Origin of the sequence: Anaeromyxobacter sp. K, assembly GCF_000020805.1 — a bacterium.
Classification (GTDB): domain Bacteria; phylum Myxococcota; class Myxococcia; order Myxococcales; family Anaeromyxobacteraceae; genus Anaeromyxobacter; species Anaeromyxobacter dehalogenans.
In genome coordinates, this window is the sequence record NC_011145.1 from 593651 (window position 1) to 606427 (window position 12777).

Sequence of the window (12777 nt, forward strand, 5' to 3'; positions counted from 1 at the left end):
CGCCGCTACTCCTTCCCGTCTGCGTCGTCGGCGGCGGCCATCTTCCGGGAGGCCACCACGCCCGCGCCGACCAGGGCGCCGATCACCGCGCCGCCCAGGCCGACCGCGACCGGGCTGCCGCCCACCACCCCGTGCTCGGGGTGGATGGCCGGGTAGGCCATCGGGGCGGTGGGGTGCTCGATGGGGAGGTTCTGGTTGATGGGCACGTTGAAGACGATGCCCTGCTCGGTGCAGCCGACGCATGGGTGGCCGATGCCGATGGGCCACGCGCCCGGCACCTCGCAGAACGAGAGCAGCGAGCAGTTCGCGTGCGTCTGCGGTCCCTTGCAGCCGATCTTGTAGAGGCACCACCCGTTGCGGTGGCCCTCGTCGCCGTAGGCCTGCGCGAAGCGGCCGGCGTCGAAGTGCGGGCGCCGCGGGCAGTCCTCGTGGATCACGCGGCCGTACGCGAACGCCGGGCGGCCCTTCTCGTCCAGCTTGGGCAGCGTCCCGAACGTCGCGAACTGCAGCACGGTGCCGAGCAGGTTGTACGGGTTCGCCGGGCAGCCGGGCAGCGTCACCACCGGCTTCTTGATCCCCTTCTCCTTCAGGATCTCCGGGGCGCCCACCGCCTGCGTCGGGTTCGGCGCCGCGGAGGGCACGCCGCCCCAGCTCGAGCAGGAGCCGATGCAGATCACCGCCGCCGCCTTCTCGGCGCACTCGACCAGCGAGTCCACCGCGGTCTTGCCACCGACCATGCAGTAGATGCCGTCGTCCTTCTTCGGGATCGCGCCCTCGACCACGAGCACGTAGCCGCCCGCCTTCTTCGCGGTCTCGAGCGCCGCCTCGATCTGCTTGCCCGCCGCGGCGAACAAGGTCTCGTGGTAGTCCACCGAGACGAGGTCGAGGATCAGCGCGCCGACGTCCGGGTGGCTGGTCCGCAGGAGCGACTCGGTGCAGCCGGTGCACTCCTGGAAGTGGAGCCAGACGACCGACGGCTTCTTCTTGCCGACGTTCTCCGCCATCTTCTCGCCGGCCCAAGCGGGCAGGCCGACGGCGGCGGCAGCGACGCTGCACACCTTGATGAAGTCACGGCGAGAGACGCCCTTGGTCTCCGGGCCGCTGATCATCTGGGAGCCGATATTGTCCATTCCGTCCTCCGGGTGCGCGCGAGACTAGCGCCCCGGATTGGAATTGCAACGCGGCAAAATTGCGGAAGGAAACGGGATTCCCGGCGGCGCACGATTTGCGGAGCGGCCGGTGGGACGAATGACCGCAGGCGCGCCAGCGCGCACCGAGCGGACGCGTCCAGAATTGACAGACGTCAACGCCGACCCGGACAGAAGCGCACGGAGCCCCCGAAAAATGGCATTTCTGGACTCCGCGACGCAACATTGACCTGTCCGGTCGGATACAAAATTTGCGCGCGCTCCGGGATCGAAAAAAATCCGGCCTCGCCCGCGCGGCCGAGCGGATCCGGGGCGCAGAACCCGATCCACGCGCACGGAGCGTGCGGGACCGCGCGGGGAGCCCGCAAGGCGTGAATTGACCATGCGTGAGCGTGGACCGCGCCAATCCGGCGGCGCGGGAAATGTCGGGGCGCCGCGCCCGCGGCGCGGTCAGCCGGCGCGCGCGCCGCGGCCGTTCCGGCGCGCGGCGGCGGGCGGCTGCGCGGGCGCACCGGCCAGCGCGGCCAGGTTGTCGATGAGCTTGCGCAGCCCGGAGCGCAGCGCCGCCACCTCGGCGGGCTCCATGCCGCGGAGCGACTCGGCGTGGTAGCGCGCGGCGTCCTCGGCCACGCGGCGCGCCAGCGGCTCGCCCTTCTCGCTGAGGAACAGCCGCGCACGGCGGCGATCGACGCGGTCCGGCCGCGCCTCGACCAGGTTGCGCTTCGCCAGCTCGCTCACCAGGCGCGAGCCGGCCGGCGCGTCGAGCAGCATCGCCGCGGCGAGCTCCCCGGGCGCGAGGCCGGGCTGGTGCAGGAGCCAGTACAGCGCCCAGAACTGCTGCACGGTCAGCCGGTGGCGGGCGGCGCGCGGGCCGACCACGTCGCGGATGCCGTGGCGCGCCAGGAGGACGAGCAGGCCGATGCTGGGCTCCGGGAGCGGCACGCGGTCAGTAAAGGCCGGGCGGCGCGGGCAGGTCAAGGCGACCGGTCGCGACCTCGCCGGGGCGACCGCCTGCCGGCCCGCCCGGCGCACCGGCGCCGGTGTAGAACATGGGCCTCCCGGAGGAGCCCTCATGAACGCCGTCCGCAACCTCTCCACCTCGCTGCTCGCCTCGATCGCGGCCCTGGCCGCCGCGGTGCCCGGCCCGTCGCGCGCCGCCGAGGCCGCGCCGCCCGGCGTCGCCGCGCTCCGCCGCGCCGAGGCCCGCTTCGCGCCGGTGGACCTGAAGGTGGATCTCTCGAAGCTGCCCGCATCCGAGCGCACCGCCCTCGCGAAGCTGGTCGAGGCGGGCCGGATCATGGACGCGCTGTTCCTGCGGCAGGTGTGGGCCGGCAACGAGGCGCTCCTGCTGCGGCTCGTCGAGGATCGCAGCCCGCTCGGCGAGGCGCGGCTCCGCCTGTTCCTGCGCAACAAGGGGCCGTGGGACCGGCTCGAGGAGGACCGCGCGTTCCTGCCCGGCGTCCCGGAGAAGCCGCAGCAGGCGAACTTCTACCCGGCGGGCGCCGGCAAGGACGAGGTCGAGCGCTGGGCGGCCGGGCTCGCGCCGGAGGAGAAGGATCGGGCCATGGGGTTCTTCACCACGGTCCGCCGCGACGCGGCGGGCAAGCTCGTGGCGGTGCCCTACAGCCTCGAGTACCAGGGCGAGCTGGCGCGGGCGGCGGCGCTGCTGCGCGACGCCGCCGCGGCGACCCAGGACGCCGGGCTGCGCACGTTCCTCGAGGCGCGCGCGGCCGCGTTCGTCGGCAACGCCTACCGCGACTCCGACGTGGCCTGGATGCGCCTCGACTCGGCGGTCGAGCCGACCATCGGGCCGTACGAGGTCTACGAGGACGGCTGGTTCAACGCCAAGGCGGCGTTCGAGGCGTTCATCGGGGTGCGGGACGAGGCCGAGACCGCGAAGGTGGCCCGCTTCGCCGCCGAGCTCCAGGGCATCGAGGACGCGCTGCCCATCGACGCGGCGTTCAAGAACCCGAAGATCGGCGCGCTCGCGCCCATCCGCGTCGTCAACGAGGTCTACGCCGGCGGCGACGCCGCGAAGGGCGTGCAGACCGCGGCCTACAACCTCCCGAACGACGAGTGGGTCACCCGGACCATGGGGTCGAAGCGGGTGATGCTGAAGAACGTGCAGGAGGCGAAGTTCCAGAAGGTGCTGCTGCCGGTCGCGCGCCGGCTGCTGTCGCCCGCCGACCGCGCCCACGTCGCGTTCGACCCGTTCTTCACGCACATCCTCATGCACGAGCTGGTGCACGGGCTCGGCCCGCACCACGCGAAGGTGAACGGCGAGGAGGTCACGGTCCGCGCCGCGCTGGCCGACACCTACAGCGCGCTCGAGGAGGCGAAGGCCGACGTGGCCGGGCTGTTCGCGCTGGAGAAGCTGCTCGACGACGGCAAGCTCGACCGGCGCATGCGCGCCACGCTCTACCCCACGTTCCTGTGCGGCGCGTTCCGCTCCATCCGCTTCGGCCTGAACGAGGCGCACGGCAAGGGGATGGCCATCCAGCTCAACTGGCTGCTCGACCACGGCGCCATCGTGGCGCGCAAGGACGGCACGTTCGCGGTGGACGGCCCGAAGATGCGCGACGCCGTCGCCGGGCTCACCCGCGAGATCATGACGATCCAGGCGAAGGGCGACCGCGCCGGCGCGAAGGCCATGCTGGAGAAGCTGGGCGTGGTGCGGCCCGAGGTGGCGCGCGCGCTCGCGCGGATCGAGGACGTGCCGGTGGACATCGCGCCCCGGTTCGTCACCGCCGACGCGCTCACCGCGCGCTGACGCGGCTCCGGCCGCGCGACGGAGGCCGCTCCCGCCCGGGCGGGCGAGAGCGGCCCCGGTGGCGTCGGCTCCGGCCGCGCGGCGGAGGCCGCGCCCGCGGGGACCTCGTGCGACCCCGCGAAGGCGGCCGCACGAGGTCAACGGGACCCGCGCAGCACGGTGGGGCCCCGCGGAGCTCCGCTCCGCGGGGCGGGGCGCAGCCCCGTCAGAACGTCCACTGTACGTTCGCGTACAGCGTCCGCCCCGGCTCCGGCACCTTCACGCCGGCCGCGAACGGATCCCGCAGGTACGACAGGTGCTCGGCGTAGGTCTTGTCGAGCAGGTTGCGCACGCCCACGAACGCCTTCACGCCGCGCCACGCGGCGCCGGCGCGCAGGTTCGTGATGAACCACGCGTCGGTGGGCCGCTCGCCGAGCGCCGGGTCCACCCGGTCCTGCCGCGCCGCCCACTGCTCCTCCGCCTCGGCGAAGAAGCGGCCGTTGTCCCACCGGAGCGACGCGCTCGCGCGGAGCGGCGGCACCTCGGCGAGCGGCGTCCCCGCGGTGTCGTTGCGGGCCCACACGTACGCGACCGCCGCGGCGGCATAGAGCCGCAGCGGCAGCGCCAGCCGCGCCGACGCCTCGCCGCCCACCCGGCGCGCGCTGACGCCGGCGTAGGTCTTGGCCGTCGCGCCGCTCGCGAGCGCGAGCGGGACGAGCGTGATCTCGTCCTCGACCCAGGCGTGGAACACCTGCGCCTTCGCGAGCAGCCGGTCGGCGGTGAAGCGCAGCCCCGCGTCCAGCTCGTCGCTGCGCGTGGGGCGGAGCGACGGGTCGCCCACCCAGGCCGGCTTCCCCATCAGCCCCGCGAGCGCCATGTAGCGCTCCTGCGGATCCGGCAGGCGCGTGCCGTGCCCGTAGCCGGCGAACACCGTCAGGCCGCGCGCCGCGTCCCAGTCGAGCTGGACGTTGCCGGCGAGCAGCAGGTCGGTGCGCGAGCGCTCCGGCGTGGTGTCGGGCCGCCAGGTGGCGTAGAAGTCGCGGCGGTCCACGCCGGCGTAGGACTCCGCCACGTCGAGCCGCGCGCCGGCGGTGGCGCGCACCGACGGCGCGAGCGCGCGGCGCAGCTCGGCGTAGGCGCCGCCGGTGGTCTGGGTGACGTCGGGGATCGACGCCTCCCCCACGTACGGCTGACCGGGCATGGCGCGCCGGACGCGGATGGTCTCGTTGTCCCAGTTGCGGACGAGGAGGTCGGCCCCGATCCTCGCCTCGATCGCGTCGCCGGCCTCGCCGAGGCTGGCCTCCAGCTTCGCGCCGAGCGTGCGCGTGCGCGCCTCGGTGCGCATCGACCAGGCCTCGGCGAGGCCGCCGGCGCAGGCGGCCGGATCGGCCGCGGAGCTGCAGCGGTCGCGGTCGTCCATGTCGTGCGCCACCCGGGTCCAGTAGAGCTGCGCCCGCGCCGACGCGAGCGGCCCGAGCGCGCCGGCGCGCCAGGTCGCGTTCACCCGGTCGGTGTCGTCGCGGATGCCGTCCATGAGCAGGTACGGGTACAGCACGTCGTCCGCCTCCTGGCGCGTGTAGGCGACCTCGAGCTGCTGCCCCTCCGCCGGCGTCAGGCCCACCTTGGCCCAGCCGCTCCGGACGTCGTACGCGGTCTGGTGATCCGAGGTGTCCCGGTAGCGGCCGGTGCTCGTCGCCGGGATCACCTCGGTGATGTTCCGCCCGTCGCCGGCGAGGTACGGGTCGCTCCGCTTGAACGCGCCGCCCAGCAGCAGCGAGGCGCGGCCGCCGCCGTAGGACGCGACGGCGCTGCTCTCCATCGCGCCGGACGAGCCCGCGCCGAGGTTCACCTCCGCGCCGGGCCCCGGACGCGCGGCGCGGGTGCGCACGTCCACCATGCCCCCGAGCCCGCCCGGCTGGCTCACGTCGAACGGCCCGCGCCGCACCTCCACGCCGTCCACCTCGGCCCAGTCGAGGTGGAACGCGGGCGGGTCCATGCGCGACGGGCAGGCGCCGTGCGTGCGCGTGCCGTCCACCAGCACGTTCACGTCGTCGCGCTTCAGGCCGCGCAGCACCACGTCGCTGGCGATGCCCGCCTTGCGGACCTTGCCGAGGCCGAGCGTCTGCTCCAGCGCCTCGCCCAGGTCCCGGGCCGGCGTCTCGCGCACCTCGCGGACCTCCAGCCCGTCTGCGCGCGGCTCGCGCCGCGACTTCACCACGATCTCCTCCAGCAGCACCTCGGTCCGCGGCTCCGCCGCGGGCTCCTCCGCCGCGCCGGGCGCGGGGAGGAGCGTCAGCGCGGCCACGAGCCGCGCGAGCTTCCAGTTCCTGGACATCGGTCCTCCGGACAGACGGGTACACGTCCGCCGCGCGCACGCCGGCTCGCGCCGGCGGCCGCGGCCGCAGGTTCACGGTTCGTGATGGTGCGGGGCGCGCCGGATCAGGACGCGCGCACGGCGGACGGCCGGGGCGGCGGCACGGCGGGGCGCGGCGCCCGCTCCGGCGCCGTGGCGGCCGGATCCGCGGGTGTGGTGCGCCACTCCGCGAGCGCGAGCGCCGACCGGGCCGGGACGGCGAACGGATCCAGCGCGCCGGGGGCGGCCAGGCCGCCGTCCGGGTCGCCGCAGGTCGGCAGGATGCCGGGCAGCGCCGCGCGCCGGGCCCGCGCCTCCTCCTGCGCCGCCGCGCGGCGGGCCGCGTCGCGGTGGCAGGGGGGCAGGTCCTCGGGCCGCGCCGCCTTCCGCGCCCGGCGCGCCTGGGCGTTGCAGACCGCGCAGGCGCAGAGGTGATCCTCGCCGTGGGACCGGCACGAGCACCGGTGCGGCCCGGACACGGGCCCGGCCGGCAGCAGGCGCACGCCGCCGGAGAGCGCCAGCGCGAGCAGCGCGGCGGCGACGCGGGCGGCGGGGCGGCCGGCGGCGGCGAGCATGGACAGGCCACTCTCGCGGCCCGTGCGGCCGGACGCAAGGTCCGTGGTTGCCGCGCGACGATGCGCCCCCGCCCGTGACGCAGTTCACGGAGGGTGCGGCACGCCGGCTAGGCGGGCCGCTCGCCCGCCACCGGCGCCTTCGGGGCGGGCGGCGCCAGCTTCCTCCGCGCCGGCGCCTTCTTCCCCGGCTTCGCGCCGTCGGGCGTGGCGGGCGCGGGTGGCGGCGCGGCCGCCGGCGACGGCGCGGGCGCGGGCCCGGCGGGCTTCACGACGGGCGCGTCCGCCGGCGCGGGGGCGGGGCCCGCCGGCACCGGCTGCGCCGGGGCGCCCGGGACGGCGGGCGCCGGGCCGAGCAGCGCCAGGCGGCGCTGCGCGAGCGCGTGCGGGGCGGTGGGATCCTGCGGATCCGGCGCCACCCGCGCGTAGGCGGCCCGCGCCGCCTCCGGCACGCCCCAGGCCTCGGCGATCCGGCCGAACACGAACCAGTCGGCCGGCTCGAGCGCGTCGCCGCTCACGTCGAGCGACCGCAGGAACACCTCGCGGGCCTCCGCCGGCTGGCCGCTCGCGGCGTAGATGGCCGCGAGCGTGTTGAGCGAGGGGTGGTTCTGGCCGCGCTCGCCCTCGACCGCGCGGCGCGCCCAGTCCAGCGCGTCCTTGCCCGGCGTGGCGCGGAACAGCTCCAGCCACGCGGCGTTGTTGAGCACGAGCGGGCTCGCCTTGCCGGCGTCGATGAGGCGGCGGAACGCCTTCGCCGCCTCGTCCACCTTCCCGGCCCCGAGCCGCAGGTTCCCGAGCAGCCCGAGCACCTCGGGATCGTCGGGCAGGCGCTGCAGCACGCCGGCGGCGAGCGCCTCCAGGTCGGCGGGGCGCTTCAGGTCGGCGAGCGCCACCGCCCCGAGCGCGAACGCCTCGCGCGAGGCCGGGTCGTCCTGGAGCAGCTCGCGCGCGACGCGGAGCTGGTCCTCGCGCTTGCCGGCGGCGCGGTACGCCTGCGCCAGCGCGAACCCGAGCGCCCGGCGCTCGGCGGGATCGGCCGCCTGCGCGCGCGCCTCGGAGAGGGTGGGCAGCGTCCGCCCGGCCTCGTCGGCCCAGGCCAGCACCGCGGCGGCGGCGCGGCGCACCTCGGGCGCGCCGGCCTCCGCGCCCGGGCGCCACAGCCGCGCCAGCACGCCGGCCGGGGTGGACGGATCCGACTCCGCGCCGGGGAGCGTCTCGCGCGCCCAGTCCAGCCAGCGGCGCGCGCCGGCGAGGTCTCCCGCGCCGGCCAGCCGGAGCGCCTCCGCGCCGAGGATGGGCCAGGCGGTGTCGGTGGCGAGCACCTTCGGCTCCTTGCCGTCCCGCACCACGAACACGGCCGACCGTCCGTCACCCGGCGTGAACGGGAACTGGACCCGGACGCGCACCGCGGCGCGGGGGTCGCCGTCCTCCAGCATCTCCACCCGCGAGAGCACCAGGTCGAGCAGCACGTCCGGCGGGATGCCCTGCTCGTGCAGCGAGCGGCGCGCGCCGGCCACCGGCCCGCCCAGCCCCTGGTCGGCGATCCGCGCCAGCTCCGGCCCGAGGCGCGCGCGGGCCACCATGCCCGGCAGCTCGCGGCCCGGCTCCGGGGCGCGGAGGGCCACCACGAACAGGCGCTTCACCAGCCGGGCCGCCTCGCTGCCCTGCGGCGCGAGCGTCTCCCAGGGCTTCAGCCCCTGGAACAGGTCGGCCTGCTGCCGGATCTCGGCCGCGTTCGGCGCCCCCTGCGCCGCCGCGCCCGCGAGCGCCGCGGCGGCCGCGTAGCTGCGGCGCCCCACCATCAGGCGGGCGGCGTCGCGGAGCGCGTCGCGGCGCCCCTCGCCCATGCCGCGCGCCTCGTCCTCGGCGGCGGGCGCGCCGCGCTGCATCGCCACCGCGGCGAGGAGCAGCGCGTCGCGCTCGCGCCCCCGCGGCACGTCGCGCGCGAGCTTCTCGGCGTCCGCGTCGCGGCCGGCGTCGAACAGCGTGCGCAGGTAGGGGCCGTCGAAGGCCTGCTCGTGCAGGTCGGAGCGGATGGCCTCGAACTCCTCGATGGCCTCGCCGATGGTCGCCGCGGGCGCGCCGTTCGCCTCGCGCGCGAGCAGCTCGGCGAGCGCCGCCCGGCCGCCGGCGTGATCCGGGTCGAGGTCCTTCGCCTTGCGGTAGGCGGCGAGCGCGCCGGCGCGGTCGTGCCCCGGCCCCTGGTAGCGGCCCACCGCGTCGTGCTGCAGGATCCACCCCAGGATGCGGTGCGCCCAGGCGCTGTCCGGCTCGAGCGCGATGGCCTGGCGGACCTCGGCGGCGGCCTGCTCGGAGAAGCCGACCCGGACCAGCGCGGCGGCGAGCTGGACGTGGTGGAGCGCCTCCTTCGGATGGAGCGCCGCGAGGCGCCGCATCTCCGCGAGCGCCTCGGGCACCTTGCCGCCCGCGAGGAGGGTGGCGGCGGTGCGATCGAGCGCGACCACCGGCGAGCCGCCGCGCACCACCTCGCGGGCGCGCTTGCCGAGCCGGGCCGCGTCCGCCGCGGAGAGGCGGCGGCCGCCGGTGTCGAACCGGAAGGTGGCCGTCACGGTGCCGTCCGGCTCGAGCGCGTACGCCTGCGAGTAGGTGGCCGGGCCGAAGCGCTCGGTGGTGCTCGCCGGCAGCGGGCGGGGCTTGAAGCCGTCCGGCGCGTGGATCCGGTAGGTCACCTCCCACTGGTAGGGCACCACGAGGAGCAGGTCGGCGGTGCGCTTCGCCGGCGCCGCGGCGTGGCCCTCGGGATCGCCGGTGAGGAAGCCCGGCAGCGCGTCGAACACCTGGTCGGGCGTGACGGGCAGCGCGGCCTCGTCGTCGGCGGTGCGCACCGCGTCCGTCTCCTTCGCGTCCACCACCATGCGCAGCGGCGCCGACGGATCGTCGAGGCCCTCGGTGGTGGCGGAGAGGACCTCGCCGGCGCGGAGCACCTCCTTCGCGTAGTGCTCGGCCACCTCGTCGCGCCGCTCCGGCGGGATCCGCTCCCGGAACGCGCGCTCGGTGGCGGCGAGCGCGCCGACCAGCTCGCGCGTCTCGCGGATCCGGCCGCGCCCGCTCTCCGCCATGAACAGCTCGCGCACGATGCGCACCCGGTTGTCGGCCGCGGCGCGCTCCGGCGTCCGGACCAGCTCGCGCCCGCCGGGCGTCACCAGCGCCAGCCGCCCCTCGACCGCCGGCGGCAGCACGCCGGGCGGCGTGTACGGGTCGGTCGCGTCCACCCAGATGGCCGGCGAGCCCTCCACCCGCACCACCACGTGGTCGAACTGCGAGATGCCGGGCAGCTCGGGGTTCACCTCGTGCCAGTCGGTGCGCACCAGCGCGAGGCGCGCGTCGTGGCCGGCGGCCCGCAGCAGTCCCGCGACGAGGAGCGACAGGTCCTTGCAGTCGCCGTAGCGCCGCTTCAGCACCTCGGCGGGCGTGGCCGGCACCAGCGCCGCCTCGCCCAGCTCGAGCCCGGTGTAGCGCACGCTCCGGTGGACCCAGGCCACCACGCGGCGCACCGCCTCGGCGCGATCCGGCGCCTTGCCCTCGCCGAGCGCCTCGCGCGCGGCCGCGGCGAGGTCGCTGCCCGAGAGCTGGCGCTCCCAGGTGGCCGCGTAGCGCGCCGACACGTCGGCCCAGGACCGGCCCCAGCCGAACGCCAGGTACGGCGCGGGCGGCGTGTCGCGCGGCGCGCCCGGCTCCACCGCGGTCCAGCCCGGCACGTCGCGGCGGTCGATCACCAGGCGGCGCTCGCCGCGGTCCTTCGTCTCCCTGGGCGCGGCGTCGATCCCGCGCACCACCCAGCGCAGCGGGAGCCCGGCGGGCGCGGCCACCTCCACGCGGATCCGCCGCGCCGGCAGCGCCTGCGCCAGGAAGAAGCGCGCGCTCGTGCCGCCGTCGAACGCGGGCGCGGTGTCGCGGACCACGATCAGCTCCTCGACCAGCGAGCCGGCCCGCACCGCCGGCAGCGGCCCGGCCACCACGCGCCGGTCGGAGTACATGAGGTCGGCGCGGTCGGCGACGCCCTGCTCGGTGAGCGTGGACGGGTCGAGCTCGTGCACCTCGCCCTGCGCGGTGATCACGCGGGCCCGCAGCTCCGGGCGCGCCTGCTGCCAGGGCGCGTAGGACCGCTCCACCCGCGACCAGCTCCGCGCCGCCTCGGCGGTCAGCAGCCGGAACACCAGCCGGTGCTCGAGCGTGAGCGCGCCGCGCGCGTCGTAGCGGAACCGGCCCTCCTCGAGCAGCACGTCCACCCCGGCCGCCTTCGGCGGCGCGAGCGCCTGGGCGGCGGCGAGCATCGCCTTCGGGTCGGCGGAGAACGGCGCGCCCTCCCACGGCGCGTCGGCGGCGCCGGCGCGAGCGGCGAGGAGGGACAGGCTCGCGGCGGCGAGCGCGGGGAGGAGACGGAGGTTCATGTGGGACGCACCGGAGCTGGGGATCCCTCATTGTGGAGGAGAGCCGCCCGGCACGCCAGCGCGCCGCGCGGCGCGCGCGAGCAACGGCGGGCGCGGGCGGTCAGTCGCCGGCGGGCGAGAGCACGAACTCGCGGACCACCGCGAGCCCCTGCAGCGTCGCGGCCAGCCTGGAGAAGTTGCGCGAGTCGGAGGTGCGGACGGTCATCCGGTACTCCACGCAGCGCCCCTCGTCGGTGAGCCGCCAGGACATCGAGCTCACCTTGCAGCCGTGCCGGGCGAGGAGCTCTCGCACCGCCTCCTCGCCGAGCGCCTCGTCGCGGTGGAAGCGCAGGCGGTGCGCGGCGTACTGGTGCGCCGGCAGCCGCGCCTCGATCAGCCGGAACCCCGAGAGCACGCCCAGCGTCAGCACGGTCGCGGCGAGCGCCGGGAAGTACATGCCGCTGCCCACCATCACGCCGATCGCGGAGGTGATCCAGATGGACGCGGCGGTGGTGAGGCCGCGGACGGTGATCCCCTCCTTGAAGATCACGCCGGCGCCGAGGAAGCCGATGCCGGTCATGATCCCCTGCGCCATGCGCGTCGGGTCGAGCCGCACCGACTCCGCGGAGGGGAACCACCGCTGCTGGTACAGCGTCAGCAGCATGAGGAGGCTGGAGGCCAGGCACACGAGCGCGTGCGTCCGGAAGCCCGCCGGGCGGCCGTGGTACGAGCGCTCGATGCCGATCGCGCCGCCCACCACCAGCGCGACGCACAGGTGGCCCAGGATGCGGAGGTCCTCGGCGTCGACGATCGCGGGCGGCACGTCGGAAGGTTCGCCCCTCGGGCGGCCGGGCGCAAGCTCGCGACCCGCCACGCCCGCCGGTCGCGCGCGCGATCCCGCGGTGGATCAGCCGGCGATCGCCGCCCAGGCCGAGATGAGGCCGAACAGGAAGAACAGGCCGGCCGCCGCCCAGCGGATGCGCGCCGAGGAGACGCGGGCCGCGAGCTTCTCGCCCAGGAACACCGCCAGCCCGTCCGCCGCGAGCATGCCGAGCGTCGTGCCCATGGTGACCCGGATCACGTCGCCGTAGCGGGCGGCGAGCGCCACGGTGGCGAGCTGCGTCTTGTCCCCCATCTCGGCGAGGAAGAAGAGGAGGGTGGTGGTGAGGAACGCGCCGAAGCGCTCCGGCCCCTTCGACGCCTCCAGCGAGTCCGGGCGCAGCGTCCACAGGCCGAACAGCAGGAACGTGAGCGCGAGCACGCCGGCCAGCATGCGCGCGGGCACGTTCGCCGAGATCCAGGCGCCGAGCGAAGATGCCAGGCCGTGGTTCGCGAGCGTCGCCACCAGGATGCCGGCCATGATGGGCCAGGGCTTCCGGAAGCGGGTGGCGAGCGAGAACGCGAGGAGCTGGGTCTTGTCGCCCATCTCGCTCGCGGCGACGAGCAGGAACGATCCGAGGATGGATTCCATGGTGGGCCGCAGGGCGGGGAGCGCACGGATACCGGACCGGCGCGGGCGGGTCAAAGCCAATCGCCGGTGGCTGGCGCGGCGCGCGCGGGGATG

At 76.2% G+C, this 12777-nt stretch carries 8 protein-coding genes; 1 reads left to right on the forward strand and 7 read right to left on the reverse strand.

All coding sequences use genetic code 11. From position 1 onward, the window contains the following. Positions 1-5 precede the first annotated feature (5 nt). Both ANAEK_RS02540 and ANAEK_RS02545 read right to left on the reverse strand, forming a co-directional pair. Entirely contained in the window at positions 6-1130 is a 1125-nt protein-coding gene (locus tag ANAEK_RS02540) for a hydrogenase small subunit (RefSeq protein WP_012524585.1), read from the reverse strand. A gap of 468 nt (positions 1131-1598) precedes the next feature. After that, positions 1599-2090 carry a MarR family winged helix-turn-helix transcriptional regulator gene (locus ANAEK_RS02545; RefSeq protein ID WP_012524586.1) on the reverse strand — a complete coding sequence of 164 codons (492 nt, stop codon included), beginning with the start codon at positions 2088-2090 and terminating at the stop codon, positions 1599-1601. Positions 2091-2220: 130 nt separating this feature from the next. On the opposite strand from ANAEK_RS02545, the gene ANAEK_RS02550 reads away from it, so the two are divergent. Next, positions 2221-3918: a DNA mismatch repair protein MutT gene (locus tag ANAEK_RS02550; RefSeq protein ID WP_012524587.1), complete on the forward strand. Its 1698-nt coding sequence runs from the start codon at positions 2221-2223 to the stop codon at positions 3916-3918. Between the two features lie 205 nt (positions 3919-4123). On the opposite strand, the gene ANAEK_RS02555 is transcribed toward ANAEK_RS02550, so the two are convergent. From ANAEK_RS02555 to ANAEK_RS02575, 5 genes are all read right to left on the reverse strand, one after another. Continuing rightward, complete coding sequence (locus ANAEK_RS02555) at positions 4124-6232, reverse strand: TonB-dependent receptor (protein ID WP_012524588.1); 2109 nt, start codon at positions 6230-6232, stop codon at positions 4124-4126. Between the two features lie 104 nt (positions 6233-6336). Further along, positions 6337-6825, reverse strand: coding sequence for a hypothetical protein (locus ANAEK_RS02560; RefSeq protein WP_012524589.1), 489 nt, complete (start codon positions 6823-6825; stop codon positions 6337-6339). A gap of 107 nt (positions 6826-6932) precedes the next feature. Then, positions 6933-11234 carry a DUF3857 domain-containing protein gene (locus tag ANAEK_RS02565; protein WP_012524590.1) on the reverse strand — a complete coding sequence of 1434 codons (4302 nt, stop codon included), beginning with the start codon at positions 11232-11234 and terminating at the stop codon, positions 6933-6935. A 100-nt stretch (positions 11235-11334) separates the two neighbouring features. Continuing rightward, a complete protein-coding gene (locus ANAEK_RS02570; protein ID WP_012524591.1) occupies positions 11335-12036 on the reverse strand; it encodes an MgtC/SapB family protein in 702 nt (233 codons plus the stop codon). A gap of 84 nt (positions 12037-12120) precedes the next feature. Continuing rightward, on the reverse strand, positions 12121-12684 hold the full coding sequence (locus ANAEK_RS02575) for a TMEM165/GDT1 family protein (RefSeq protein ID WP_012524592.1): 564 nt from the start codon (positions 12682-12684) through the stop codon (positions 12121-12123). Positions 12685-12777: the final 93 nt, after the last annotated feature.